Here is a 24,521-nt window from a genome sequence, read left to right as displayed (position 1 = left end):
TCGCGTGGACGGGCCGTCTGTGACGGATGGACCTGTTGCGGCGCCTGATGGCGGACCTGCGTGGAGCGTGCGAGCGTGGTGGGGTGACCGTCTCGCTCTCGCCCCTGTCCGCCTCCGCTCTCGCCGTCTGGATGCGGACGCAGCGCGCCGCCTACATCGCCGATCGGATCCGCGCGGGCGATGACGAGTCCGCGGCGACTCGCAACGCCGACGTCTCCTACGAGAAGTACTTCCCCGAGGGAGTCCCGGCGCCCGGGCACGACGTCCTCACGATCCTCGACGGCGACCGGCCCGTGGGCACGATCTGGCTGGGCCCGCACCCCAGCGACCTCGAGGGCGTCTTCTGGGTGTGGGACGTCCAGGTCGACGCCCCCGAGCGCGGGCGCGGCCTCGGTCGCGCGGCGATGCTGCTGGCGGAGGAGCACGTGTCCTCTCGCGGAGGCCGCGCTCTCGCGCTGAACGTCTTCGGCTTCAACACGACCGCGCGGGGCCTCTACGAGTCGCTCGGCTACGAGACGACGGCCGTGCAGATGCGCAAGGAGCTCGGGTGAGGGAGCGCGAGCCGACTCAGGGCAGGAGGTCGATCATGTTCGGGCGCGCCTTCATGGCGTGGATGACGAGTTCGTCGCCGCTGTCGAAGATCAGAACGACCGTCTCCAGGAGGCGACCTCTCGAATCGAACCCGAGACGCAACTGACGCGCTGGTGATTCGTCGTCGAGATCCTCGATCCACAGCGCGAATGTCGCCGCCCGCGTCGCATCGACAGCAGCTATCCCGTGCTTCAGCGCAGACGGGTGAACATTCATGCAGCCGCGATCGCGTCCCGGATGACGTCGGACCGGCTCTTCTGCTCACGCGCGGCGCGCTTGTCGAGGGCGGCGAGCTCCTCGGCAGTGAGCCGGACGGTGACGACCTGAGACGCCTCCGCGCCGCGACCCGGACGACCTCGCCCGCGCTTCTTGAGGGCGTCGACGTCGAAGCCCCTCTCGGCCTCCGCCGCCCAGGCTGCGATCTGCTCCTCGGTCACGGGGACGCCGTTGATGGTCTCTTCACCACTCATGGCTTCATCGTAATACGGAATCTGAGGCGCGGGTCGAGGCGATCACGGAGGGCATCCGTGAACGCCCCGACCCGGTCGCCGGGGAGGCCTCCGGTCGTCAGCTCGTCGAGGGGATGACGGTGGGGTCGGCGGGCTCCGGCGCCGCGGAGGCCGCTGCCACGCCGCGGCCGAAGGCCTGGCCCTGCAGGATCGCTCCGAGATCGACTCCGGTCGCCGACTTGACGCTGTCGAACGTGGCCGCGAGGCTCGCCGCCTGCTCGCGAGCGATGTGGGTGCCGGCGGTGTCGCCTCCGATCAGCGTGACGGTGCCGACGTTCTGGTAGCCCTTCGCGAACTCGGCCATCAGCGACGGGAGCTGCCCGATGAGCTCGCGACCCAGGATCGCCTCCTGGTTCTCGCGGAGCGCCTCCGCCTCGGCCTGGATCGCGGCCGCGCTCGCCTCGCCCTTGGCCCGGATGGCCTCCGCCTCGGCGGTGGCGTTGGCACGCAGGGCCTCGGCCTCGGCGCCGGCCTTGGCGCGCAGCGCGTGGGCCTCCGCCTCAGCGCGTGCACTCAGGGCTGCCGCCTCGGCTGCGGCCGACGCCTGACGGGCCTCTGCCTGGCGCTGGACGGCGTAGGCCTCGGCGTCGGACACCTGCTGCGCGACCTGGCGGTCGGTCGAGGCCTTCTTCTCGCGCCCGTAGGCATCGGCATCGGCCTCGGTCTGGCGACGGTACTTCTCGGCATCGGCGACGCGCTTGACGTCGGCGTCGAGCTCGGCCTGCCGGTTCTCGGCGCGCTGCACGAGGACGGCCTGCTCGCGCTCGGCGCGGGCCAGGTTCTCGGCCTGCTCGGCCTCGGCGTTCGCCCGGCCGACCTCGGACTTGGCGGCGGCGGTGTTCTTGTCGTAGGCGGTCTGCTCGATCAGGTTCGCCTCGTCGGTGGCGAGCTGACGGGCCTTCACCTCGCGGGCCGCGTTGATCCGGGCGACGTCGGCCTCGCGCCGGACGCGCTCGATCTCCTGCGCGCCGAGCGCCTCGATGTAGCCGTTGCGATCGGTGACGCCCTGGATGGCGAAGGAGTCGAGGACGAGGCCCTGGGCGAGCAGGTCGCCCTTGATGCCCTCGGCGATCTCGTCGCCGAGCTTCTGCCGGTCCTGCATGACCTCCTCGACGCTGAGCTTCGCGACGACGCCGCGGAGGGCGCCCTCCAGCTGCTCCGTCGTGAAGACGTCGATCGACTGGTCCTGCGAGGCGAAACGCTCGGCGGCGGCGCGCACCTGGTCGGCCGTCGAGCCGATCTTGACGAGGGCGACGCCGGCGAGGTGGATCGTCACGCCGTTCTTGGTCTGCGCGACCGGCTCCATCTTGATCTGCCGCGACCGCAGCGAGATGCGGTCGGAGCGCTGGGTCAGCTTGTTGACGAACGCTCCACCACCGGTGATGACGGTCATGTTGGACGTCAGCCCGTCATCGCCCTTCTGCTTCTTACCGACGATCACGATCGCCTCGTCGGCCTGCGGCACCTGGTACCAGGCCCGGAAGATGAAGAAGCCGATGACGGCGAGCAGCAGCACGACGCCGACCGCGATGCCGGCGATGACGATCCAGAGCAGATCAGATTGCATGGACGAGATTCCCCCTTGCTCCGAACCCGCGGGAGGCGGGTTCCTGAGTGATGTACAGGTTCATCGTGGCATGGCTCGCCGCGGGGCGGCGGGGAGGGCGGCCGACATCGGCCGGAGCGCCTGGGTGCTCGAGCCGAAGCGGAATCGTCCGGTCGTCCTGACCGGGAACGCCGAACGGTTCGAAGGCGGGTGCGCTGTAGGTTGGCGTCCATGCCCGATGACGACGTCCTCGACGCTCTCCGCGAGTTCGTGCGGGAGCGCGACTGGTCGCAGTTCCACACTCCTGAGAACCTCGCGAAGAGCATCAGCATCGAGTCCGGCGAACTGCTCGAGTGCTTCCAGTGGGGCGAGGGCGACCTCCCCGCGGCGGTGGAAGAGCTCGCGGACGTGCTGACCTACTGCCTCCTGCTCGCCGACCGCCTCGGAGTCGACGCGGACGAGATCGTCCTCGCGAAACTCCGCACGACGCGGGAGAAGTACCCCGTCGACAAGGCACGGGGTCGGAGCGAGAAGTATGACCGGCTTTAGCCTCGAGCGCCTGCCCTTCGACTCCGACCAGGTCCGGGTCTGGGGAGCCGCCGACCCGCGGCACCGCAACTGGCCCGTCGTCTACGTCCTCGACAGCGCGACGGAGGTCTACGTCGGCGAGTCCCTCAACGCAGAGGGACGGCTACGCCAGCACCTGGACTCTCCTGAGAAGAGTCGGCTGGAGCGCGTGCGGGTCGTCCTCGACGACACCTTCAACAAGTCCGCCTGCCTCGACCTCGAGTCGTTCCTCCTGCGGATGCTGTCGGGCGAGGGCCGGTTGACGGTCCTGAACCACAACGCGGGGATCACCGACGCCGACTACTTCGACCGCGAGTCCTATCGTCGGACGTTCGACGAGGTCTTCGAGGTCCTGCGCACCGAGGAGCATCTCTTCCAGCGGACGCTTCCGGAGATCGTCAACAGCGATCTCTTCAAGCTGTCGCCGTTCAAAGCGCTCAACCACGACCAGGCCATCGCCGTCGAGGACATCCTCGAGGGCTTGTTCGCGGATCTGGAGTCCGGGCAGCCGAGCACGGTCGTCGTGCAGGGAGACCCGGGGACTGGCAAGACCGTCGTCGCGATCTACCTGCTGAAACTCCTGCAGGACATCCGCCGGCACGATCCGGAGGAGCCGCTGGACAGCGACTCCGTCTTCAGCGACTTCTTCACCCCCGGTCACGCGGAGCTGCTGTCGACGCTTCGCGTCGGACTCGTGGTGCCGCAGCAGTCGCTGCGCGGCTCGATCGCACGGGTCTTCACGCTGACGCCGGGCTTGAGCAAGGACCTCGTGCTCACGCCTTTCGATGTCGGGCAGAGCGAGGAGCCCTTCGACCTCCTCCTGGTCGACGAGGCCCACCGTCTGAGTCAGCGGGCGAATCAGCCGTCCGGCCCCTTGAACAAGAAGTTCGCCGACATCAACCGGGCACTGTTCGGACAGGACTCCCTCGAGTACACGCAACTCGACTGGATCCGCGCCCGCAGCAAGCACACGATCCTGATGCTCGACACGGCGCAGACCGTCCGACCGATGGACCTCCCTGCTGCCGTCACAGGGCGCCTCCTCGCGGAGGCGTCGGCGAGTGGTCGCGTGTACCCCCTCCGCTCGCAGATGCGCATCGCGGCGGACAAGGACTACGTCGGGTACGTGCGCGCGACGCTGTCCGACGCCCCGCCCGAGCACCGCGAGGACTTCGGCTCCTACGACCTGCGCTTCTTCGAGGACCTCGCCGAGCTGCGCAGGGAGCTGCTGCTCCGAGAGCAGGAGCACGGCCTCGCGCGACTCGTCGCCGGGTACGCCTGGAAGTGGATCACCCGGAAGCCGAAGGACGCCTTCGACATCGAGATCGACGGCCTGTCGCTGCGCTGGAATCGGACCCAGCGCGACTGGATCAACTCCCCCGGGGCGATCGACGAGGTCGGCTCGATCCACACCGTGCAGGGCTACGACCTCAACTACGCCGGAGTCGTGATCGGACGCGACCTGCGCTACGACCCTGTCCAGCACCGCATCGTCTTCGACCGCGCGAACTACCACGACAAGAAGGGGCGCGAGAACAACCCGAAGCTCGGCATCACGTACACCGACGAGGATCTTCTCGCCTACGTCCGCAACATCTACACGGTGCTGCTGACGCGCGGGATCCGCGGGACCTACGTGTACGTCTGCGACGGACCATTGCGAGAGTATCTCTCGCGCTACTTCTGATCGGGCCACGGCGGTCCTGGCGACCGATGCCACCAGCGTCTGGCTATTCCGATGATCGCCGGCATCCGCCCGCCGCTGACGCTCGACCCACGCCGCCTCGAGCCGTTCCGACATCCCGTCGCCCGTCGATGCAGACCAGCCCGAATCGGACCCGCGACCTCACCGGCCGGCGACGACGACGGCCCACGGCGAGGCCTCCTCGGCGGCGAGAGACCCGAGTGCGGCACTGGGGACTGCCTCGAGTCTCACTTCGTCGCGTTCGGGTGATGGGTGTGCACCTGCTCGAGGTACACGACCTGCTCGCTCACGAAGAACCAGATCCGGGCATCGCCGTGCTGGGTCGGCTTGTGCTGCCAGCGGTCGTGGGTGCTGCCGGCGCGGGTCACCGTCGCCAGTTCGCCCCTCAGGCGGTAGTTCGTCGGAGTCGTCTGCGTCGGCGTGCGGACGAGAAAGTCCCAGGCGTCGGCCAGTGCGTTCCGTGACGTCGCGCGCAGATCGGTCCAGCCCTTCTGCGCCTGCACCGAGGCGAAGCGGATCTCGTACTCGTTCTTCTTGAGCGGCCGATCGACCCGGTCGTTCTTCGCCACGCTCAGGGTCGTTCGACGACGACGCCGTTGCCCTCGAGCCAGTCGACCCGAGTCGTGCCGAGCCCGGCGGCGAGAGCCGTCGCCGTCTCCCTCCAGGAGATCGTCTCGGCGACCGCGAGGTGAGCCTGACCCGTGGCGAAGGATGCCCGCGCCGCCGCGAGGAGCTGGGTGGCGCACGACTCCCTGTCCTCCGTGGTGAGGGCGAGCATCCACGGGAAGACGTGCGCCATCCGGTCGCCGAGGCTGCCCCGGTCGTCCGTCGAGACGGCGATCAGCTGTGCGGCGAGTTCGAGGAGCTGCTCGCGCGACTCCGCCTCGCGCTTGGACATCAGCACGAGGTCGTCGCCGTCTCGGCGAGTGACATCGATCGGATGCTCATCGGCGGCGGCGAAGACCTCGCGGGGATTCCGACTCAACTCGGACGACTGGAAGGAGCGGGCGGGCTTGGTGGCGACCATCGTCTCAGCATAGTTCAGAATACGTTCTGAATGCGGTGCCGGCGCGAACGACTCTGCGATCAGACACCTCTTCGACCCGATCGGTTCTGAGCACGCCACGTCCGCACCGCAGACGCGACAGCGACTCGGTGGCGATCGGCTCGGCTCCTCAGGCCGGTCAGCGCTCCGCCGCCTCGCACTCGCCCGTGCCGGCGGCGCGGTTCACGCAGACGCGCGCAGTCTCGCCCGCGAGACGCCGGGCGGCCGGCATCAGGCTCTCGAGATCGGCATCGCTCGGGTCCCCCGCGACGGTCACGGTCACCGACCGATCCGAGCCGACCACAGACGCGATCCGGGGGTCTGCGAGCAGCACCGCGGCGGCCTCGACATCGGCGCTCAGGGCCGGCGGCGCGGACCTGACGTCGAGAGTGAGCGAACCCGCGCTCCGCACGGTGACCGAGACGGTCGAGAACACCCCCGACTCCGGTCGTCCCGACACCGCCGAGGCGACGAGGCGGGCCCCGTCCACCGAGTCCACGGCGAACACTGCGCGATCGTCGTCCGTCCAGACGGAGCCGACGGCGGCAGACGGCTCCGCGGGCAGCGCGGCGAGCAGAGCGCGGACGGGATCGCCGGTGGCACCGGCGCCGAGGGCGACGCGAGGGCTCGAGAACACCACGACCAGATCCTCCGGAGCCTCTGCTGCGGCGAGCGCGGCCGGCGCGAGCGAGTCCTCGCCCGCCAGCGACACCTCGAGACGGCCCGGCTCGGCCCGGAAGGCCGTCGCGGCCACAGCGCCCGAGACGGCCGTCCACATGCGCTCGGCGTCGTCCAGCCAGGGTCCCGGGACTCCGCGGACGAGCGTCGCGCGATCCCGGCTCTGCACTGTGACGTACGGCGCCGCAGCCTCGCCGAGCACCCGGGGAGCGTCCTCCGCCAGCGTGAACGCCGCGACGGCGTCCGCCTCCGCGCTGAGGATGAGGCTCGCACCCGACACCCGGTCGTCGTCGTCAGCGGGCGTCAGCGCGACCGACGCCACCCGGTCGTCGTCGCGCAGCTCGATCGCGGCCACCGTCGTCCTGCCGGCCAGATCGGAGTCCCGGGAGACGGGCAGCGTGAGGTCCTTCGCGACGACCACGATGCGCACCTTGTCCGCCGGGCGCGCGGCCGCGAAGGCGCTCAGCCGGTCGACCAGGGCCAGCAGGTCCGGGTCGGAGACGTCGTCGCGCACGGACACCTCGGCGCTCACGCCGCCCGTGAACGGCATGTTGTCGACCGTCGAGAGCTCCAGGTCCGCGACGGCCTCGTCGCCACCGAAGCTGCGGGAGAAGTCGCTCCGCGGGGAGTCGAGGGCGCATCCGGTCAGGAGCAGGGCTGCGATCGCGACGAGACCCGTGAGAGCGTTCCGCCGCCGTCGCACGCTCACCATCGGATCAGCGTAACGAGCCGCGAAGACCGCTCACGGAACGGGCGGGCTTGTTGACAGCCGGGCCACCCCGTGCGAAGTGGAGGAGAAGTGCTGGGGTACCTGGACTCGAACCAAGAACAACTGAACCAGAATCAGCCGTGTTGCCAATTACACCATACCCCAATGATCATCCCGGGATGAGCCGGGAGACCAGGCGGCGGCCGGAACGAGTTCCAGCGCCGAGAGACGACAGTACCCTACGGGCGCACGCTGCTCAAATCGGGGATCGCGAGGTGCTCCGCCTCCGGGGCGGCCTCGCCGAGGCGGGCCCGCACGAGGTCGCGGTTGAGGGCCGACGCGACCTGGGCGCCGGAGCCGGCGGCGACGATCAGCTGCTGCGGGCCGGGGGCGGTCACCTCGCCCGCGGCGTAGAGCCCGGGCACCGAGGTGCGGCCGCCGGCGTCGACGCGGAGGAAGCCCTCGGCGTCGCGCTCGGGACCTGCGGCGTCGAGGTAGTCGAGCATCGGCACCCAGACGGGACGGACGAACGCGCCGGAGCGCGGAACCACGTCTCCGTCGGCCAGGGCGACGCCGGTCATCCGGGCTCGCTCCCCCACCAGGTCGACCACCGGGCGGCGCTCGACGCGCACGCCGATCGAGCCGAGCAGGGACTCGTCGGCGTCGCTGACCACTCCGATGCCGTTGGTGAAGACGATCAGATCGGTCGACCACTGCGAGAGCAGCATGGCGCGCTCGGCGAGGTCGTCGGTCTCGCCGATCAGGGCGAGCGGCTCGTCGGCCTTCTCGAAGCCGTCGCACTCCATGCAGCTGTGCACCGCGGTGCCGTAGTAGGCGCGCACGCTCGGCAGCGACGGCAGCCGCTCGGTGAGGCCGCCGGCCACCACGACGGCGGTCGCGATCACGCGGCGGTCGGCCGAGCCGCGGACGCCCCGGGCGGAGACCACGAACTCGCCTCCCGAGCGCTCGACCGAGGTGACCAGGCAGTTGTGCACCTCGGCGGCGTCGTAGCGGTCGAACTCCTCGCGGCCGAGGCGACGCAGCTCGAGCGGCGAGATGCCGTCGCGCGTGATGAAGCCGTGCGAGTGCAGCGTCGCCGCGTTGCGAGGGCGATTCGCGTCGAGCAGCAGCACGCTGCGCCGCGCGCGCACGAGGTTGAGCGACGCCGAGAGCCCCGCGGGGCCCGCGCCGATCACGACGACGTCGTACCGGCCTCCCACTGCCTCGCCCATGGTCAGGCGAGCCGGGAGGAGAGACGCACGAGGCGGGCGATCGACTCGGCCTTGCCGAGGATCTCCATCGACTCGAACAGCGGAGGCGACACCCGGCGGCCCGAGATCGCCGTGCGCAGCGGGCCGTAGGCGATGCGCGGCTTGAGCCCGAGCCCCTCGATGAGGGCCGACGCGAGCGCCTCCTGCACCGACGCGGTCAGCCACTCCCCCTCCGGCACGAGCTCGAGGGCGCCGACGGAGGCGGCGAGCACCTCTCCGGCGTTCGCGGGCAGACCCTTCAGCGCGTCCTCGTCGTACTCGAGCGCGTCGGCGGTGGTGAACAGGAAGCCGAGCATGCCGGGAGCCTCGCCCAGCAGTCCGATGCGCTCCTGCACCAGCGGTGCCGCGGCGTCGAGCACGCCGCGCTGCTCGGCGGTGGGCTCGCCGGCGAGGACTCCCGCGGCGATCAGGTAGGGCACCGTCCGCTCGGTGAAGTCGTCGACGGCGAGGAGGCGGATGTGGTCGCCGTTGATCGACTCCGCCTTCTTGAGGTCGAAGCGGGCCGGGTTGGGGTTCACGTCGGCGACGTCGAACGCGGCGATCATCTCGTCGATCGAGAACACGTCGCGGTCGTGCGTCAGAGACCAGCCGAGCAGCGCCAGGTAGTTGACCAGGCCCTCGGGGATGAAGCCGCGGTCGCGGTGGTGGAACAGGTTCGAGGACGGTTCGCGCTTCGAGAGCTTCTTGTTCCCGTCGCCCATCACGTAGGGGAGGTGGCCGAAGCGCGGCACGAAGGTGGTCACTCCGATGTCGATGAGCGCGTGGTACAGCGCGATCTGCCGGGCGGTGGAGGGCAGGATGTCCTCGCCGCGGAGAACGTGCGTGATCTGCATCATCGCGTCGTCGACCGGGTTCACGAGCGTGTAGAGCGGCTGGCCGTTGGGGCGCACGACGACGAAGTCGCTGAACGACCCGGCGGGGAACGTGATCGGGCCGCGGACCAGGTCGTCGAACGACAGGTCGGCGTCGGGGACGCGGAGGCGGAGCGCGGGCTGCCGGCCCTCGGCGCGGAAGGCCGCGCGCTGCTCCTCGGTGAGGCCGCGATCGAAGTTGTCGTAGCCGTGCTGCTTCGCGCGGCCGGCCGCCTCGTTGCGGGCGTCGATCTCCTCGGCGCTGGAGTAGCTCTCGTAGAGGTGGCCCGAGGCGAGGAGGCGCTCGATCACGTCGAGGTAGACGTCGCTGCGCTCGGACTGGCGGTACGGGCCGTGCGGGCCGCCGACCCCGACGCCCTCGTCCCAGTCGAGCTTCAGCCAGCGCAGAGCGTCGAGGATCTGCTCGACGCTCTCCTCGCTGTCGCGCGCGGCGTCGGTGTCCTCGATGCGGAACACGAACGTGCCTCCGGTGTGCCGCGCGTAGGCCCAGTTGAACAGGGCGGTGCGGATGAGGCCGACGTGCGGCGTCCCGGTGGGCGACGGGCAGAACCGGACGCGGACGTCGCTGCCGGTCGCGGTGGTGAACGGGTGCGCGTCGGGTGCGCGATCCAGGGGGGAAGTGAGCTCAGACATACGGGTCCGATTCTATCCGCGTCGAGCCGCCCGGCGCCCCGGGCGGGGCCTGCGACCCGGCCGGCGGCCCGAGGGCGTGTGGAACACGATCCCGCGTGCTCCGCTCGGCCCGATCGTGCTCGCGACGGCGGTCTCGTGTTCACCACGCCCTAGCGCGAAGCAGTGCTCGGCGTCAATGGACTGCCTTTCGGGCAGGAGCAGTGGTGCTCTGGGCCGAGAGCTTCTCCTCGCGGTGTGAGGACCGCCGACCACGACCTCAGACCTCCGAAAGAGACCCCCGAAAGGCGCCCGCATGAGCCTGACCGATCTCGCTGCCGAGCGCCGTCTCGATGCTCGCCCGGCTGCGCTCTCGGAGTCGGCCCGGGAGGAGAAGGACGCCCGCACCCTCTCGCTGTTCCGCCGGGCCGCCGCGGTCGAGCAGGCGGAGGCCGACCGCATCCGGGAGCGCATCGTGCTCGACCATCTGGGCCTGGCCGAGGCCATGGCCCGCCGCATCTCGCGCGGAAGCGGGCAGACATCGGGATCGCAGGCCGGCGGCGACTGGTCGGACCTGCGCCAGGTCGCCTACGTCGGTCTGGTCAAGGCCTCGCAGCGCTTCACGCCCGACCGCGGCGACAGCTTCGCCGCCTTCGCGGTGCCGACCATCACCGGGGAGCTCAAGCGCCACCTCCGCGACCTGGGCTGGATGATCCGCCCGCCCCGGACCGTGCAGGAGCTGCACCGCCGCACGAACGCGGTCGCCGAGGAGCTGGCGCAGGAGCTCGGCCGCCACCCGTCCGACGACGAGGTCGCCCGGCGGCTCGGGGTCGAGGTGAGCGAGGTCACCGACGCGCGCTCGGCCGGGCATCCCCTCTCGCTCGACGAGACGGTCGGCGAGGCCGGGGTGCGCCTGGCGGAGACGCTCGGCGGCGACGACGAGCGGTTGTCCGCGATCGAGCGCCGGCACGGCCTGGCCGAGGCGCTCGGGCTGCTCGAGGAGGGCCAGCAGGAGCTGCTGCGGATGCGCTTCGTCGACGAGATGACCCAGCAGCAGATCGCGGACGAGCTGGGCACGACGCAGATGCAGGTCTCGCGCCTGCAGCGCCGCACCCTCGCTCAGCTCGCCGAGACCCTCGGCGCTCCGGAGCGCGAGCGCCGGGCCCGCGTCACTCCCGTGCGCTCGACCGAGACCCTGCGGACCGCCTGAGGTGCGCCTCGGCACGCGAGGGCAGCGACGCCAGGGCGGCGAGCACGTCCTCGACCTGCACGGCGAGCAGGGCCGGGTCGGGCTCGGCCGAGAAGACGTCGCCGCGGCGGAGCGAGGCGTCGGTCAGCACCACGTGCGGGCCCGAGACGGGCGGACCCCAGGCCTCGGGCGGCGCCGGTCCGAAGATCACCACCGAGGGGATCCCGTAGGCGGAGGCGAGGTGCGCGGCACCGGTGTCGACCGTCACGACGACCTCGGCGGCGGCGACCACCGCGGCGAACTCCGTCAGGTCGATCGCTCCGGCGAGCACCTCGCCGACGCCGGCGCGCTCGGCGATGCGGCGCGCGCGGTCGCGCTCGTTCGCGCCTCCGGTGTAGACGACGCGGTGGCCCTGGCGGGCGAGCTCCTGCGCGACCGCGGCGAAGCGCTCCTCCGGCCACTCGCGCGAGCCGTAGAAGGCGCCGATGTGCACCACGGCGGCACCGGCGACCGGGGCGGGCGCCTCCGGGACGGCGATCGCGACCTCCTCGGGATCGGCGTCGAGGCCGATCGAGTTCACCAGGCGGGCCCAGCGGGCTCTCTCGAGCTCGCCGTCGATCCAGAGCGGCCGCGGGTCGTGGGGACCTGCGTCGGGATCGAGTGCGGGGACGCGGAACTCGAGGGTGCGCTGCGGGACGAGCGCGGTGAGCGCGTCGCGCGACTCCGGGCCGTTGCCGTGGAGGTTGACCGCCAGGTCGATGCGGTGCGGCGCGACCGGCAGCGGGTCGTCGAGACCGCGCAGCGTCGGGACCAGCGCGTCGAGGCCCTCGACGAGATCGACGATCGGCTCGAGCCACGGGGTCGTGGCGAGGATCAGCCGGTGCTCGGGGAAGCCTCGGCGAAGCGCTCGCAGCGCCGGGACGGCGACGAGGAGGTCGCCCAGCTTGAGCGCCCGCAGCGCGAGGATCTCGGGGGTTCCGTCGGGATCGGTGAGAGCGCGCACGGCGCCTCCTTCCTGTCGCGGGTCCCGTACCCCGCCCGCGCCGCCTCAGACGCGCGGCGCCCGACGCGGCCGACGCGCCCGACGGGGAGCAGTTCTCCTCCCTCCGGTTTACGACCCCATGGAGAGGGGTACGAGGAGAAGGTGAACGCCTCCCTGAGCACCTCCCCCGGCCGACGCCGCCCGGCGCCGCCGCTGCGCGGGATCCTCTTCGATCGCGACGCGACCCTCGTGGTCGACGTGCCGTACAACGGCGACGCCTCGAAGGTCGAGCCGATGCCGACCGCGCTCGACGCGGTGGCGCGCGCTCGCGAGGCGGGGCTGGCCCTCGGAGTCGTCACCAATCAGTCGGGCATCGCCCGCGGCATCATCGACCGCGCGCAGGCCGACGCCGTGAACGCGCGGGTCGACGAGCTCTTCGGCGGCTTCGACGTCTGGATGCTCTGCCCGCACGGACCCGAGGACGGCTGCGACTGCCGGAAGCCCGCCCCCGGGATGGTGCTCGGCGCAGCCGACGCGCTCGGTCTGCCGGCCGACTCCCTCGCCGTGATCGGCGACATCGGTGCCGACGTCGGGGCCGCTGTCGCCGCGGGAGCCCGCGGAGTGATCGTGCCGACTCCGATCACCCTCGCCGACGAGGTGGCCGCCGCACCGCTGCGCGCGGCGACCCTCCTCGAGGCGGTCGAGCTGCTGCTCGCCATGCAGCCGGACGGGGAGTCGGAGTGACGCGCCGCGTGCTCGTCGCCCGCCTCGACAGCGCCGGCGACGTCCTGCTCTGCGGTCCCGCCGTCCGTGCGATCGCGGCGGACGCCGAGGTGCTGCTGCTGTGCGGCCCGCAGGGTGCGCCCGCCGGCGCCCTCCTGCCCGGCCCCGCCTCGGTGCGCACCTGGTCGTGCCCGTGGATCGGCGACGCCTCCAGGCCGGTCGACGCCGCCCTGGTCGAGGAGCTCACCGCGATCGTGCGGGAGTTCTCGCCCGACGAGGCCGTGATCCTCACCTCGTTCCACCAGTCGCCGCTGCCGCTCGCCCTGCTGCTGCGCCTGGCAGGCGTCGCCCGCATCTCGGGCGCCTCCGTCGACTTCGCCGGTGCGCTGCTCGACGTGCGCCTCGTGCCGGGCGAGACGCTCGAGGAGGACCAGCCGGAGCCGGAGCGCGCCCTCGCCATCGCCGCGGCGGCCGGGTTCGCCCTGCCCGCCGGTGACGACGGACGCCTCCGAGTGCGCCGCGAGGGTCGCCTCCCCGCGCAGCTCGACGGAGTCGGGCCCTACGTGGTCGTGCATCCCGGAGCGGCCGTGCCCGCCCGCGCGTGGCCCGCGGAGAACGCGGCGAGCGCCGTCGAGCTCCTCGCGGACGCGGGCTGGACGGTCGCCGTCACCGGAGGCCCGGGCGAGCGCGCGCTGACCGCCCGGGTCGCGGGGAGTCGCGGCATCGACCTGGGCGGAGCCACCGACTTCGCGGGCGCCGCCGAGGTGCTCGCGGGAGCCTCCGTCGTGATCTGCGGCAACACCGGCCCCGCGCACCTCGCCGCGGCGGTCGGCACTCCGGTGGTCAGCCTCTTCGCGCCCGTCGTCCCCGCGGTGCGCTGGGCGCCCTACGGCGTGCCCGTCGCGCTGCTCGGCGACCAGCACGCGGCGTGCGCGGGCTCGCGCGCGCGCGTCTGCCCCGTGCCCGGCCATCCCTGCCTGGCGGGGGTGAGCGCCGAGGAGGCGGTCGCCGCCGCCCTGCGACTGACGACGACGGAGGCGATGGCATGAGGATCCTGCTCTGGCACGTGCACGGCGGCTGGGCGGACGCCTTCGTCCGCGGCGACCACCAGTACCTGCTCCCGACGACGCCCGAGCGCGACGGCTGGGGCCTCGGTACCGGCGGACGCGACTGGCCGAACGCGATCGAGATCGCCCCCGACGATCTGCGCGACGCCGAGGTCGACGCCGTGCTGCTGCAGCGACCGGAGGAGCTCGCCGAGGCCGAGCGCCTGCTCGGCCGGCGGATCGGCCTCGACCTGCCCGCCGTCTACGTCGAGCACAACACGCCGCGGGGCGAGGTGCCCGACAACCGGCACCCGTTCGCCGACCGCGACGACCTCCTCCTGGTGCACGTCACGCACTTCAACGCGCTGATGTGGGAGACCGGATCGACGACCACCGCGGTGATCGAGCACGGCATCCACGATCCCGGCGCGCTCTACACGGGCGAGCTGCCGCACTTCGGCGTCGCCGTCAACGAGCCCGTCCGCCGCGGGCGGGTGGCGGGGACGGACCTGCTGCCGCGGTTCGCCCGGATCGCCCCGCTCGACGTCTTCGGCATGAAGACCGAGGCGCTGCGCGGGCTGCCGGGGCTCGCCGAGGTGAACGTGATGGGCGACGTGCGCACCGAGGCGATGCACGCCGCGCTCGCCCGCCGGCGCGTCTACCTGCATCCGTTCCGCTGGACCTCGCTCGGCCTCGCGCTGCTCGAGGCGATGCATCTCGGCATGCCCGTGGTCGCGCTCGACGTCACGGAGGCCGGCCGCGCCGTGCCGCCCGAGGCCGGCGCGATCTCGAACGATCTCGACGCGCTGGCGACCGCCGCCCGCGCGCTGATCGCCGACCCCGAGCGGGCGATGGCCGCCGGGGCGGTGGCACGCGAGGTCGCCCTCGAGCGCTACGGGCTCGGCCGGTTCCACCGCGACTGGGACACCGTGCTCGCCGATCTCCCCCGCCGCACCCCGACCCCGCAAGGGAGCACCCGATGACGCCGCTCACGATCGCGATGGTGTCCGAGCACGCCAGCCCGCTGGCCACGCTCGGCGGTGTCGACGCGGGCGGGCAGAACGTGCACGTCGCGGCCCTCGCCGAGGCGCTCGCCCGCCGCGGCCACCGCGTGGTGGTCTACACCCGCCGAGACGACCCGTCCCTCCCCCGCCGCGTCCCCTTCACCGCCGGAGTCGAGGTCGTGCACATCGACGCGGGCCCGGCGCGCCGCGTGCCGAAGGACGACCTGCTGCCGTTCATGGCCGACTTCGCCGTCGACCTGGCGGCGGACTGGATCCAGGAGCGGCCCGACCTCGTGCACAGCCACTTCTGGATGTCGGGCGTCGCCGCCCTCGACGCCTCCGAGCGGGTGGCGACCGCCACCGGCCGCCGCGTCCCCGTGCTGCACACCTTCCACGCCCTCGGAGTCGTCAAGCGCCGCCAGCAGGGCGCGCAGGACACGAGCCCGGCCGAGCGCGAGTGGCTCGAGCCGGGAGTCGGCCGCCGGGCGGACGGCATCATCGCCACCTGCTCCGACGAGGTGGCCGAGCTGACCGCCCTCGGCGTGCCCGCCGCGGGCGTCTCGATCGTCCCGTGCGGAGTCGACATCGAGCGCTTCACCCCCGACGGACCCGTCGCGCCCCGCACCGAGCGCACACGGCTGATGAGCATCGGCCGTCTCGTGCCGCGCAAGGGCATGGGGCACGCGATCGAGGCCCTCGCCCTGCTCGTCGCCGGCGGCCGAGACGCCGAGCTCGTCATCGTCGGCGGCTCCGGCTCGGGGGACGCGCTCGCCGCCGACCCCGAGTACCGGCGGCTGCACGCGGTGGCCGAGAGCCTCGGAGTCGCCGACCGGGTCGCCCTGGTCGGTCAGCTCTCGCAGACCGAGATGCCGGCGATGCTCCGCTCGGCCGACATCGTGGTCTGCGCTCCCTGGTACGAGCCGTTCGGCATCACCCCGCTCGAGGCGATGGCGTGCGGAGTGCCGGTCGTCGCCTCCGCGGTCGGCGGTCTCATCGACACGGTCGTCGACGGCGTGACCGGTGTGCACGCGCCGCCGCGGGACCCCGAGGCGCTCGCCTCCGCCCTCGCCGCTCTGATCGACGAGCCCGCTCTCGCCCGCGCGTACGGCGCCGCGGGTCGCGAGCGCGTCGCCTCGCGCTACTCCTGGGACCGCGTCGCCGCGGACACCGAGCGCGCCTACCTCTCGACACTCGCCGGCGCCGAACCGCTCCTCACCGGCGCCCCCTCACTCCCCCTCCCCCGGAAGGCGGCACGATGACCCTCGACACCGTTCTCGACACCCCGACGGACGCCGCCCGGCGCCTCGTCGATGACCACGTCGCCCGCGCCCTCGACGTCGTCGCGCAGCTGGAGCGCCACTCCGAGCGCATCGCGGCCTGGGGCATCGACCTGGCCGACCGCCTGCACTCGGGGGCGCGACTGCTCGCCGCCGGCAACGGCGGATCGGCCGCCGAGGCGCAGCACCTCACGGCCGAGCTCGTCGGCCGCTTCGACGGCGACCGGATCCCCTTCTCGGCGATCTCGCTGCACGCGGAGTCGTCGAGCCTCACGGCGATCGGCAACGACTACGGCTTCGACCACGTCTTCGCGCGTCAGGTCACCGCGCACGCCCGCGCCGGCGACGTGGTCGTGCTGCTCTCGACGAGCGGCCGCAGCGCCAATCTGCTGCACGCGGCCGAGGCGGCGCGCGCCGCGGGGGCCCGCACCTGGGCGCTGACCGGCGACGGGCCCAACCCGCTGACCGACGCCTGCGACGAGTCGATCGCGCTCGAGGGGCACGGCTCGAACGTGCAGGAGGCGCAGCTCGTGCTGGTGCACGCGCTCTGCCGGGCCTTCGAGCACCGGATCCGCGCCCGCACCGAGGCCGCCGCGTGAGCGCGCGCCTGCGCCTCGCCGTCGTCGGCGACGTGATGCTCGACGTCGACCTCTCGGGGCCGGCCGAGCGCCTCAGCCCGGACGCGCCGGTGCCCGTCATCGACGTCTCGACGCGCAGTGTCCGGGCGGGAGGCGCCGGCCTCGTCGCGAGGATGCTCGCGCGAGACGGCCACGACGTCACGCTGGTGACCGCGCTGTCCGACGACGCCGATGTCGCCGAGCTGCGCGCCGAGCTGCACGGCATCCGCGTCGTCGCCGGCGCATCCGGCGCCCCGACCCCCGTCAAGACGCGGGTCGCCGCCTCCGGTCACGCCGTCGTGCGCCTCGACCGCGGCTGCGAGCGCCCTGGGGTCCCATCGGTGACGGAGGAGATGCTCGCCGCGCTCTCGGGAGTCGACGCGGTCGTCGTCGCCGACTACGGCCGACGCCTCACCGAGGACGCGGCGCTCCGCCGTGCCCTCGACGCGCTCGACGTGCCGCTGGTCTGGGATCCGCACCCGCGCGGATCGACGCCGGTCGCCGGGGCGACGCTCGTGACTCCGAACCTCGCCGAGGCGACCGCGTTCTCGGGCGCCACGGGCCGCGGAGTGACGCTGGCCGAGTCGGCCGCGACCACCCTGCTCGAGCGCTGGGGCTGCGGCGCGGTCGCCGTGACGATGGGGTCGGGCGGGGCTCTCGTGCGCTCGCGCGGCGCCGGAGTGCCGGTCGTCGTGCCGGCGACTCCCGTGCCGCCCACCGACCCCTGCGGCGCGGGCGACCGGTTCGCCGCCTCCGCCGCCGTCGCCCTCGCGGGCGGTGCGACCGCCTCGGCCGCCGTCGCCGCGGCCGTCGAGGAGGCGGGGGCCTACCTGCTCGCGGGTGGTGTCTCCTCCCTCGCAGCACCCGCCGACGCCTCCCCCCTGCACGGCGGCGGCGTCGACGCGCTCCGGGTCGCCGAGGCGGTGCGCGCCTCGGGCGGCACGGTCGTCGCGACCGGCGGCTGCTTCGACCTGCTGCACGCGGGGCACGCCAGGACGCTCGCCGCGGCGCGCTCGCTCGGCGACTGCCTGATCGTCTGCCTCAACTCCGACGACTCGGTGCGGCGCCTCAAGGGCGAGCTCCGGCCGATCATCCCGCAGGACGACCGGGTCGACCTGCTGCTCGCGCTGGGCTGCGTCGACGCGGTGATCGTCTTCGGCGAGGACACCCCCGACGAGGCGCTGCGCCGCATCCGCCCCGATGTCTGGGTGAAGGGCGGCGACTACTCCGCCGAGTCCCTGCCCGAGACCGCGACCGTCGCCGAATGGGGCGGCCGGGTCCTCACCGTGCCCTACCACCCGGGCCGCTCGACCACTCATCTCGCCGCCGCACTCGCCCGCGTCGGCTGAACCAGCCCCCTCGAAAGGACACCCATGAGCACCACTCCCACCCCCATCGGCCGCGTTCTGATCACCGGAGGAGCGTCGGGCCTCGGCGCCGCCGTCGCCGCCGCCGTGACGGCCGCCGGCGGGACCCCGATCATCCTCGACCGCGACGTGTCGTCGCTCGGCGAGGGCGTCGCCGCCTACCAGGTCGACGTCGCGAAGACCCGCGACGCCGAGAAGGCGGTCGTCGAGATCGCCCGCGAGCACGGCGGACTCGACGCCGTCGTCACTGCGGCCGGCATCGACCGCTGCGGCCGTCTCGTCGACGTCGACCCCGAGGAGTGGGAGCGGGTCATCTCGGTGAACCTGCTCGGCACCGCGGCGGTCGTCCGGGCGGCGCTGCCGTTCCTGACCGAGACCCACGGGCGCGTCGTGACCGTCGCCTCCTCCCTCGCGATCAAGGCCGTCTCGGACGCGACCGCCTACTGCGCGTCGAAGTTCGGCGTGCTCGGCTTCACCCGAGCGCTCGCGGCCGAGACCAAGGGCGAGATCGGCGTGACCACGCTGATCCCCTCCGGCATGAAGACGCGCTTCTTCGACGACCGCGACGCGCAGTACAAGCCCGGCCCCGACGCCCTGCTCAACGACCCCGAGAACGTGGCGAACGCCGTCATGTTCATCCTCGGCCAGCCGCAGGGCTGCGAGGTCCGCGAGCTCGTGATCACGCACGAGGAGGAGCCGTCCTGGCCGTGATCCGCTGACGGAGCACTCCGGAACGCCCCCTCCGTGCGCCTCGCGCACCGAGGGGGCGTTCCGTGGTTCAGCGGGTCGCGGCGAGCACTCCCCGCACGTCCTCGAGCACCCGGTCGACCGGCACGTCGTCGACGAAGCTCAGCTCGTGCTCGCAGCGCGGAGCCGTCCAGCCCACCTGGGTGACGTCGATGCCGCAGACCGGGCAGCGCGTGGTCCAGCTCAGCTGCACCCGGTGGCGCTGCCGGCCGAGCGGCTGCGCGTTGATCGCGTTGCCCACCCAGAAGATCCCGACCGTCGGCGCGCCGACCGCCGCCGCGAGGTGCCGGGGTCCGCTGTCGTTGCCGAGCACGACCTCGGCGAGCGAGAGCAGCGGAGCGAGGTCGGGCAGCCCGACCGCGCCGGCCCACGACTCGGCGCCGGGCGCTCCCGCCACGATCTCGTCGGCGGCCTGCGCATCGGAGGCGTCGCCCACCACGAGCACGCGGGCCCCGTCGGCCAGCAGCGCCCGCGCCACCTCGGCGAAGGAGGCGCTCGGCCAGCGGCGGCGCACATCCGTCGCGCCCGGGTGGATCAGCACGAGCGGGCCGCCCGCCGGCAGCGCGGCGGCGAGCCGGTCGCGCCGCTCCGGATCGACGTGCAGGAACGGCTCGAGCCTGACCGCCGCGGCCCCCGCGAGGCCGACGACCTCGAGCGCGCGCAGCATCTCGTGCTGGTAGTAGACGTAGGGGATCGTGCGCTCGAGCTCCGCCGCGTCGTCGGTGCGCGTCCCGATCGTGTGCCGCGCGCCGAGCCGCTGCAGGAACGGATTCGAGAACCGCCCGCCCCCGTGCAGCTGCACCGCGAGATCGAACCGCCGCGCGCGCATCCTCGCCGTGAAGTCCTCGACGATCTGCGGATCCTCGCCCTGGCCGTCGCGCACGCCCTGTGCGACCGGGAGGATCTCGACGTCCGCGACGGGCGAGTCGACCCCCTCGAGCAGCACGCGGTGCGCGGGCGTGCCCAGCATCGTGATCTCGGCTCCGGGGTACGCGGCAGCGAGGGCGTCGACCGCCGGCAGCGCGAACAGCAGGTCGCCCAGTCCACCGCCGCGCAGCACGGCGATCCTCTCGACTCCGTCGAAGCGGTCTCGGAGGGGGGCGATGGCGACCACGGGGGTTCCTCTCGGGTGCGGCGGAGGCGCGGGCGTCTCCGGGGGCGGGTGCACTCTCCCTGTTCCCCGCGCGTGCCGATCCGAAACGCCGACCGTCCGGCCGTGCTCCGCATGGGTCGCACCGAGCCTCTCCCTCGATAGCCTGTGAGGGTGACGAACGCCCCGACACCGCCGCCGCCGTCCGCCGTCCGACCTCCCGCGGCGGCCCTGTCCTGGGGACTCGGGCTCCTCGGGCTGCTCCTGCTCCCGTTCCTCAATCTCGTGATCAGCGGCGTCGTGATGGTCGCCGTCGGTCTGCACCAGAGCCGCGCCGGCGGACTCGCGCGCGCGAACGGCCGCCGAGCCGCGGACTGGGGCCTCACCGTCCTCGTGATCGCCGTCCCGTGCACCGTGGTGTGGGTGATCGCTCTCTCGATCCGCGCGAGCGGCTTCTTCCCCTGGGATCTCGCCGCGATCGTCTGGCTGCTGCTCTGCGTGGTCAATCTCGTCGTCGCGGTCGTCGGGCTCGTGCAGTCCGCCGGCGGCCGGGCTGTCCGGGTCCCGGCGATCCGCTTCTTCCGCTGAGGCTCCGAGTGCCCGCCGTGCGGACCCGCCGAGCCCCGGGGTGAGGCTATGACTCAGCGGCGGAAGGTCCACGAAGCCCTCGCCGCCCGCCCCCTGCTCCTGGCGGCGGTGTCGGCGGGGTTCTTCGCGATCACTCTCGCCGTCTGCATCGCCCACGACTGGCGCCTCGACGAGGCCGTCGGCTCCGGTCGGCGCGGCGGGCCCGTGTGGATCCTGGTGTTCGTCGGCCTCCCGTTCTGGGCGCTCGGGGTCGGCGTCGGCCTCTGGAGAGCGGCCGTCGGTCCGAGGGGGCGGGGCGGGCCGCGGGAGTGACCGCAGGGCTCCTCCCTGCGGTGGGCGCCGCGCAGGACGAGGATCTCGAGCTCGCCGTCGTGGACGGCGCGATAGTTCCCGACGCGGATGCGGTGCTCGCCGGCGCCGCCGGCGAGCTGGATGCATCCCGGCGGGCAGGGATCGCTGCCGAGGCTCTCGATGGCCCGCTTGAGAGCGAGCCGGTCGTTGGGGTGGATGCCGCGGAAGGCCTTGGCCGCCGCCCGGCTGTAGACGATCGTCTACGTCATACCGCGCTCAGAGATCGAGCTCGACCATCAGCTCCTCGTGGGTCACGCGACCGATGTCACGGCGCGCCTGGGCCGCGACACGGAGATCGGCCTGGTCTTCGAGAGCCTGCACCGCGCGATCGAAGAAGTCAGGGGAGACGATGACGGCACGCCGCCCGACTCCTCGGGACGTGATCTCCACAGGCTCGCGCTGAGCCTCGGCGATGTAGTCGCTCTGGTGCTCACGGAACTGGGAGAGGGTGACGCGGGTCATACGCCTACCGTACAACTTGTACAAGTCGACGCGGAGCCGACGCCGCGACTCGGGCGTCCGTGGCGCGCCGTGTCTAACGCCCCGGACCAGGGGTACGGGTCACGAGCACACGCGTCCGCGACCCCGCAGGACGCCTCCGACCGAGAGGTGACCGTGACCATCGACACCGCACCCCACAGCGCGCCCAGCGCCCCCACTGCCCTCGCCGCCGACGCCGTCGCCCGCGCCCGCGCCGCCTTCCCCGCCTGGGCCGCCACCGCGCCCGCCGAGCGGGGCTCCCTGCTGCGCGCCGCCGCCCACCGCGTCGCCGCCCGCGAGGAGGAGCTCGCCGCGCTCAACACCGACGAGACCGGCAAGCCCGCAGGCGACGCCCTCGGCGGTGTCCGCGCCGGAGTCGACACGCTCCTCCAGTACGCCGAGCTCGGCCCCCTGCACCGCGGCAAGTCCCTGCGCGGAGGCGCCCTCAACGTCGACCTCGCCCTGCCGCACCCGCGCGGCGTGGTCCTCGCGCTCACCCCGTGGAACGACCCCGTCGCCGTGGCGGCCGGCATGCTCGGCGCAGCGATCGTCTCGGGCGACGTCGTGATCCACAAGCCCAGCGAGCGGAGCCCCGGCACCGGAGCGCTCTTCACGCGGATCCTCGCCGAGGCGCTGCCCGAGGGCGTGCTGACCCTCGTCGAGGGCGACGGGGCCGCGGGCGACGCTCTCGCCCGCACCGAGGGCGTCGACGTCCTCGCGCACGTCGGCTCGACCGCGACCGGCCGCGCCCTCGCCCGCGTCGCCGCCGTCACCGGCGCGCACGTGATCCTCGAGAACGGCGGCAACGACGCGCTCGTCGTCGACTCCGACGTCGACCCGGTCTGGGCCGCGGAGCAGGCCGCCCTGGGCGCCTTCGCGAACGCCGGCCAGATCTGCACCTCCGTCGAGCGGATCTACGTGCACCGCGCCGTCGCCGAGGCGTTCACCGCCGCGCTCGTCGCCGAGGCCGACCGCTGGAGCGCCGGCCCCCTCCCCCGCCTCGTCGACGCCCGGATGCGCGACGCCGTGCACGAGCACGTGACCGAGGCGCTCGAGGCAGGAGCCCGGGCCCTCACCGGCGGCGCACCCGGTGACGGCACCTTCTACCCCGCCACCGTCCTCGCCGGCTGCACCGACGAGATGCTCGTGATGACCGAGGAGACCTTCGGCCCCGTCGCGCCGATCCTCGTCGTCGACGACTTCGACGAGGCGCTCGCCCGCGCCGCCGCGAGCCCCTACGGCCTCGCCGCCACCGTCCTCACCGCCGACATGGAGCACGCCCACCGCGCCGCCGCGACCCTCCCTGTCGGCACGGTCAAGATCAACGGCGTCTTCGGAGGCGCGCCCGGCGGCAGCGCGCAGCCCCGCGGCACCAGCGGCTCCGGCTTCGGCTACGGCCCCGAGCTGCTCGACGAGATGACCACCACCACGGTCGTGCACTTCGGCCTCCCGGTCCTCCCCGGCGCCGGCCGATGAGCCTCGAGGGCTCGGCCCTGCAGCGCGCGAGCGCCCTCGTCGCCCAGGTCCGCGAGCGGCCGCCGGTCGTCGTGGTCCTCGGTGACCTCATCCTCGACTCGTGGTGGCTCGGCGAGACCGAGCGGGTGACGCGCGAGGCTCCCGCCCCCGTCCTCCGCCTCGAGGACGTGGTCGACGTCGCAGGAGGAGCGGCCAACACCGCGGCCAACCTGCGCGCCCTGGGCGCTGAGGTGCGCACGGTCGGAGTCGCGGGCCGCGATCCCGAGGGCGACCGGCTCCTCGCCGCCCTCGAGCGCGCCGGCCTCGACACGACCGCGATCATCCGGAGCGAGGTCGCCACGACCATCAAGACCCGCGTGGTCGGCGGCGACAGCGTGATGCTGCGCGTCGACTCGGGGCCCCACCGCCCGGGCGACGCGGTGCTCGACGAGCTCGCCCGAGCGGCAGTGCAGGCCGCCGAGGGCGCCGACGCCGTCCTCGTCTGCGACTACGGCTCCGGCGTGCTCCGCGCCGCGGTCGAGCGGATGCTCGCCGCCGGCCGCCCCGACCTGCTCGTGATCGACGCGCACGACCTCGCCGCGTGGCAGTTCGCGCACCCGGATCTGGTCACCCCGAACGCGAAGGAGGCCGAGCTCCTCCTGGGCGCACCGCTCGGCCGCGGCACCGCGCGCGCCGCCGCCGTCCACGCGCACGCCGACGAGCTGCGCACCCGCTCCGGCGCCCGCCACGTCGTCGTCACCCTCGATCGCGACGGATCCGCCGCCCTCGACGCCGACGGCACCCTGACCCGCACCTTTGCGCAGCCCGCCGAGGAGAAGCAGGCCTCGGGCGCCGGCGACACCTTCGCCGCGACCGCGACCCTCGCCCTCGCCGCCGGCCGCTCCCTCGCAACCGCCGTCGACCTGGCGCAGGCCGCCGCCGACGTCGTCGTGCAGCGCCCCGGCACGTCGGTCTGCAGCGCCGACGACCTGCTGGCCTCGCTGGCGGCCCCCGCCGCGACCGTCCTCGACGAGGACCGCCTCGTCGAGGTGCTCGCCGAGGAGTCGCGCCGCGGCCGTCGCGTCGTCTTCACCAACGGCTGCTTCGACGTGCTGCACCGCGGCCACACCGCCTACCTGCGCCAGGCGCGCGAGCTGGGCGACGTGCTGGTCGTCGCCGTCAACGACGACGACTCCGTCCGCCGGCTGAAGGGCGAGGGCCGCCCGATCAACGGCGAGGGCGACCGCGCGGGAGTGATCGCCGAGCTCGGCTGCGTCGACTACGTGACGCTCTTCAGCGGCGACACCCCCATCCCCCTGCTCGAGCGCGTCCAGCCGCACGTCTACGTGAAGGGCGGCGACTACGCCCCCGACATGCTCGCGGAGGCGGTGGTCGTCCGCTCGTACGGCGGCACCGTCACCACGGTCGGCTACGTCTCCGAGCACTCGACGACCGAGATGGTGCACCGCATCCGCTCCGGCGCCCAGACCCGCCCCTCCTGAC

General features: G+C 73.2%; 26 protein-coding genes and 1 tRNA gene. 15 read left to right on the top strand and 12 right to left on the bottom strand.

Features of this window, described 5'->3' with window-relative positions:
• Window positions 1-83: 83 nt before the first annotated feature.
• Window positions 84-551: a GNAT family N-acetyltransferase gene (locus GRS92_RS17285; RefSeq protein WP_235022103.1), complete on the top strand. Its 468-nt coding sequence runs from the start codon at window positions 84-86 to the stop codon at window positions 549-551.
• Between the two features lie 16 nt (window positions 552-567).
• Here the strand turns inward: GRS92_RS17285 and GRS92_RS17280 are convergent, their stop codons facing one another.
• From GRS92_RS17280 to GRS92_RS17270, 3 genes are all read right to left on the bottom strand, one after another.
• Window positions 568-807: a toxin gene (locus tag GRS92_RS17280; RefSeq protein ID WP_159859055.1), complete on the bottom strand. Its 240-nt coding sequence runs from the start codon at window positions 805-807 to the stop codon at window positions 568-570.
• On the bottom strand, window positions 804-1,061 hold the full coding sequence (locus GRS92_RS17275) for a ribbon-helix-helix domain-containing protein (protein WP_159859052.1): 258 nt from the start codon (window positions 1,059-1,061) through the stop codon (window positions 804-806). The genes GRS92_RS17280 and GRS92_RS17275 overlap by 4 nt, the downstream gene beginning before the upstream one ends.
• Before the next feature lie 97 nt (window positions 1,062-1,158).
• The gene (locus GRS92_RS17270; protein WP_159859049.1) at window positions 1,159-2,667 is read right to left on the bottom strand and encodes an SPFH domain-containing protein; all 1,509 of its coding nucleotides are present in this window, start codon (window positions 2,665-2,667) and stop codon (window positions 1,159-1,161) included.
• A gap of 210 nt (window positions 2,668-2,877) precedes the next feature.
• Between GRS92_RS17270 and GRS92_RS17265 the strand changes: the two genes are divergently transcribed.
• Together GRS92_RS17265 and GRS92_RS17260 are read left to right on the top strand one after the other, a co-directional pair.
• Entirely contained in the window at window positions 2,878-3,195 is a 318-nt protein-coding gene (locus tag GRS92_RS17265) for a nucleotide pyrophosphohydrolase (RefSeq protein ID WP_159859046.1), read from the top strand.
• A complete protein-coding gene (locus GRS92_RS17260) occupies window positions 3,182-4,900 on the top strand; it encodes a DUF2075 domain-containing protein (protein WP_159859043.1) in 1,719 nt (572 codons plus the stop codon). The genes GRS92_RS17265 and GRS92_RS17260 overlap by 14 nt, the downstream gene beginning before the upstream one ends.
• 245 nt (window positions 4,901-5,145) lie before the next feature.
• Here GRS92_RS17260 and GRS92_RS17255 read toward each other — a convergent pair whose 3' ends face one another.
• The 6 genes from GRS92_RS17255 to gltX form a co-directional block, all read right to left on the bottom strand.
• A complete protein-coding gene (locus GRS92_RS17255) occupies window positions 5,146-5,487 on the bottom strand; it encodes a hypothetical protein (protein ID WP_159859040.1) in 342 nt (113 codons plus the stop codon).
• 2 nt (window positions 5,488-5,489) lie between these two features.
• Window positions 5,490-5,945, bottom strand: coding sequence for a prevent-host-death protein (locus GRS92_RS17250; protein WP_159859004.1), 456 nt, complete (start codon window positions 5,943-5,945; stop codon window positions 5,490-5,492).
• Between the two features lie 157 nt (window positions 5,946-6,102).
• Window positions 6,103-7,353: a hypothetical protein gene (locus GRS92_RS17245; protein ID WP_159859001.1), complete on the bottom strand. Its 1,251-nt coding sequence runs from the start codon at window positions 7,351-7,353 to the stop codon at window positions 6,103-6,105.
• Window positions 7,354-7,443: 90 nt separating this feature from the next.
• Window positions 7,444-7,515 (bottom strand) — tRNA-Gln (locus GRS92_RS17240).
• Between the two features lie 74 nt (window positions 7,516-7,589).
• A complete protein-coding gene (locus GRS92_RS17235) occupies window positions 7,590-8,582 on the bottom strand; it encodes an NAD(P)/FAD-dependent oxidoreductase (protein WP_159858998.1) in 993 nt (330 codons plus the stop codon).
• A gap of 2 nt (window positions 8,583-8,584) precedes the next feature.
• Window positions 8,585-10,126 (bottom strand): glutamate--tRNA ligase, encoded by a 1,542-nt coding sequence (gltX, locus tag GRS92_RS17230; protein ID WP_159858996.1) that lies wholly within the window; start codon window positions 10,124-10,126, stop codon window positions 8,585-8,587.
• A 292-nt stretch (window positions 10,127-10,418) separates the two neighbouring features.
• On the opposite strand from gltX, the gene GRS92_RS17225 reads away from it, so the two are divergent.
• The gene (locus GRS92_RS17225; RefSeq protein ID WP_159858993.1) at window positions 10,419-11,312 is read left to right on the top strand and encodes a sigma-70 family RNA polymerase sigma factor; all 894 of its coding nucleotides are present in this window, start codon (window positions 10,419-10,421) and stop codon (window positions 11,310-11,312) included.
• Here the strand turns inward: GRS92_RS17225 and GRS92_RS17220 are convergent.
• A complete protein-coding gene (locus GRS92_RS17220) occupies window positions 11,272-12,294 on the bottom strand; it encodes a glycosyltransferase family 9 protein (RefSeq protein WP_159858990.1) in 1,023 nt (340 codons plus the stop codon). The genes GRS92_RS17225 and GRS92_RS17220 overlap by 41 nt on opposite strands.
• A 141-nt stretch (window positions 12,295-12,435) precedes the next feature.
• On the opposite strand from GRS92_RS17220, the gene GRS92_RS17215 reads away from it, so the two are divergent.
• From GRS92_RS17215 to GRS92_RS17185, 7 genes are read left to right on the top strand one after another with little or no spacing between them, the layout of a single operon-like run.
• Window positions 12,436-13,017, top strand: a complete 582-nt coding sequence (locus GRS92_RS17215) for a D-glycero-alpha-D-manno-heptose-1,7-bisphosphate 7-phosphatase (protein ID WP_235022102.1) — start codon at window positions 12,436-12,438, stop codon at window positions 13,015-13,017.
• Window positions 13,014-14,045: a glycosyltransferase family 9 protein gene (locus GRS92_RS17210; protein ID WP_204162425.1), complete on the top strand. Its 1,032-nt coding sequence runs from the start codon at window positions 13,014-13,016 to the stop codon at window positions 14,043-14,045. The genes GRS92_RS17215 and GRS92_RS17210 overlap by 4 nt, the downstream gene beginning before the upstream one ends.
• Window positions 14,042-15,025, top strand: a complete 984-nt coding sequence (locus GRS92_RS17205; RefSeq protein ID WP_159858987.1) for a glycosyltransferase — start codon at window positions 14,042-14,044, stop codon at window positions 15,023-15,025. Before GRS92_RS17210 ends, GRS92_RS17205 begins: the two co-directional genes overlap by 4 nt.
• The gene (locus GRS92_RS17200; protein WP_159858984.1) at window positions 15,022-16,305 is read left to right on the top strand and encodes a glycosyltransferase; all 1,284 of its coding nucleotides are present in this window, start codon (window positions 15,022-15,024) and stop codon (window positions 16,303-16,305) included. Before GRS92_RS17205 ends, GRS92_RS17200 begins: the two co-directional genes overlap by 4 nt.
• A complete protein-coding gene (locus GRS92_RS17195) occupies window positions 16,302-16,922 on the top strand; it encodes a D-sedoheptulose-7-phosphate isomerase (protein ID WP_159858981.1) in 621 nt (206 codons plus the stop codon). Before GRS92_RS17200 ends, GRS92_RS17195 begins: the two co-directional genes overlap by 4 nt.
• Window positions 16,923-16,930: 8 nt before the next feature.
• On the top strand, window positions 16,931-18,289 hold the full coding sequence (locus GRS92_RS17190) for a PfkB family carbohydrate kinase (RefSeq protein WP_159859070.1): 1,359 nt from the start codon (window positions 16,931-16,933) through the stop codon (window positions 18,287-18,289).
• Between the two features lie 24 nt (window positions 18,290-18,313).
• Window positions 18,314-19,018, top strand: a complete 705-nt coding sequence (locus tag GRS92_RS17185) for an SDR family oxidoreductase (protein WP_159858978.1) — start codon at window positions 18,314-18,316, stop codon at window positions 19,016-19,018.
• Between the two features lie 67 nt (window positions 19,019-19,085).
• On the opposite strand, the gene GRS92_RS17180 is transcribed toward GRS92_RS17185, so the two are convergent.
• The gene (locus tag GRS92_RS17180) at window positions 19,086-20,168 is read right to left on the bottom strand and encodes a glycosyltransferase family 9 protein (protein WP_159858975.1); all 1,083 of its coding nucleotides are present in this window, start codon (window positions 20,166-20,168) and stop codon (window positions 19,086-19,088) included.
• 150 nt (window positions 20,169-20,318) lie between these two features.
• Here GRS92_RS17180 and GRS92_RS17175 point away from each other — a divergent pair, with 150 nt between their 5' ends.
• Complete coding sequence (locus GRS92_RS17175) at window positions 20,319-20,732, top strand: DUF4870 domain-containing protein (protein WP_159858972.1); 414 nt, start codon at window positions 20,319-20,321, stop codon at window positions 20,730-20,732.
• Window positions 20,733-20,780: 48 nt separating this feature from the next.
• Window positions 20,781-21,044: a hypothetical protein gene (locus tag GRS92_RS17170; RefSeq protein ID WP_159858969.1), complete on the top strand. Its 264-nt coding sequence runs from the start codon at window positions 20,781-20,783 to the stop codon at window positions 21,042-21,044.
• A 255-nt stretch (window positions 21,045-21,299) separates the two neighbouring features.
• Here GRS92_RS17170 and GRS92_RS17165 read toward each other — a convergent pair whose 3' ends face one another.
• Window positions 21,300-21,545: a type II toxin-antitoxin system prevent-host-death family antitoxin gene (locus GRS92_RS17165; protein ID WP_159858966.1), complete on the bottom strand. Its 246-nt coding sequence runs from the start codon at window positions 21,543-21,545 to the stop codon at window positions 21,300-21,302.
• Between the two features lie 153 nt (window positions 21,546-21,698).
• On the opposite strand from GRS92_RS17165, the gene GRS92_RS17160 reads away from it, so the two are divergent.
• On the top strand, window positions 21,699-23,039 hold the full coding sequence (locus GRS92_RS17160; RefSeq protein ID WP_235022101.1) for an aldehyde dehydrogenase family protein: 1,341 nt from the start codon (window positions 21,699-21,701) through the stop codon (window positions 23,037-23,039).
• Entirely contained in the window at window positions 23,036-24,520 is a 1,485-nt protein-coding gene (gene rfaE2 / locus GRS92_RS17155) for a D-glycero-beta-D-manno-heptose 1-phosphate adenylyltransferase (RefSeq protein WP_159858960.1), read from the top strand. The genes GRS92_RS17160 and rfaE2 overlap by 4 nt, the downstream gene beginning before the upstream one ends.
• Window position 24,521: the final 1 nt, after the last annotated feature.

This window comes from Rathayibacter sp. VKM Ac-2754 (assembly GCF_009807095.1).
Taxonomy (GTDB): Bacteria; Actinomycetota; Actinomycetes; order Actinomycetales; family Microbacteriaceae; genus Rathayibacter.
Note: the sequence above shows the minus strand (reverse complement) of the source record. Positions and strands in the feature narration are given on the sequence as shown.

What these genes read in the sequence shown, in the direction of transcription:
- GRS92_RS17280 (WP_159859055.1), bottom strand. Translation starts at nt 807, where the DNA reads ATGAATGTTCACCCGTCTGCGCTGAAGCACGGGATAGCTGCTGTCGAT.
- GRS92_RS17275 (WP_159859052.1), bottom strand. Translation starts at nt 1,061, where the DNA reads ATGAGTGGTGAAGAGACCATCAACGGCGTCCCCGTGACCGAGGAGCAG.
- GRS92_RS17270 (WP_159859049.1), bottom strand. Translation starts at nt 2,667, where the DNA reads ATGCAATCTGATCTGCTCTGGATCGTCATCGCCGGCATCGCGGTCGGC.
- GRS92_RS17265 (WP_159859046.1), top strand. Translation starts at nt 2,878, where the DNA reads ATGCCCGATGACGACGTCCTCGACGCTCTCCGCGAGTTCGTGCGGGAG.
- GRS92_RS17260 (WP_159859043.1), top strand. Translation starts at nt 3,182, where the DNA reads ATGACCGGCTTTAGCCTCGAGCGCCTGCCCTTCGACTCCGACCAGGTC.
- GRS92_RS17250 (WP_159859004.1), bottom strand. Translation starts at nt 5,945, where the DNA reads ATGGTCGCCACCAAGCCCGCCCGCTCCTTCCAGTCGTCCGAGTTGAGT.
- GRS92_RS17245 (WP_159859001.1), bottom strand. Translation starts at nt 7,353, where the DNA reads ATGGTGAGCGTGCGACGGCGGCGGAACGCTCTCACGGGTCTCGTCGCG.
- GRS92_RS17235 (WP_159858998.1), bottom strand. Translation starts at nt 8,582, where the DNA reads ATGGGCGAGGCAGTGGGAGGCCGGTACGACGTCGTCGTGATCGGCGCG.
- gltX (WP_159858996.1), bottom strand. Translation starts at nt 10,126, where the DNA reads ATGTCTGAGCTCACTTCCCCCCTGGATCGCGCACCCGACGCGCACCCG.
- GRS92_RS17225 (WP_159858993.1), top strand. Translation starts at nt 10,419, where the DNA reads ATGAGCCTGACCGATCTCGCTGCCGAGCGCCGTCTCGATGCTCGCCCG.
- GRS92_RS17205 (WP_159858987.1), top strand. Translation starts at nt 14,042, where the DNA reads ATGAGGATCCTGCTCTGGCACGTGCACGGCGGCTGGGCGGACGCCTTC.
- GRS92_RS17200 (WP_159858984.1), top strand. Translation starts at nt 15,022, where the DNA reads ATGACGCCGCTCACGATCGCGATGGTGTCCGAGCACGCCAGCCCGCTG.
- GRS92_RS17195 (WP_159858981.1), top strand. Translation starts at nt 16,302, where the DNA reads ATGACCCTCGACACCGTTCTCGACACCCCGACGGACGCCGCCCGGCGC.
- GRS92_RS17185 (WP_159858978.1), top strand. Translation starts at nt 18,314, where the DNA reads ATGAGCACCACTCCCACCCCCATCGGCCGCGTTCTGATCACCGGAGGA.
- GRS92_RS17170 (WP_159858969.1), top strand. Translation starts at nt 20,781, where the DNA reads ATGACTCAGCGGCGGAAGGTCCACGAAGCCCTCGCCGCCCGCCCCCTG.
- GRS92_RS17165 (WP_159858966.1), bottom strand. Translation starts at nt 21,545, where the DNA reads ATGACCCGCGTCACCCTCTCCCAGTTCCGTGAGCACCAGAGCGACTAC.
- rfaE2 (WP_159858960.1), top strand. Translation starts at nt 23,036, where the DNA reads ATGAGCCTCGAGGGCTCGGCCCTGCAGCGCGCGAGCGCCCTCGTCGCC.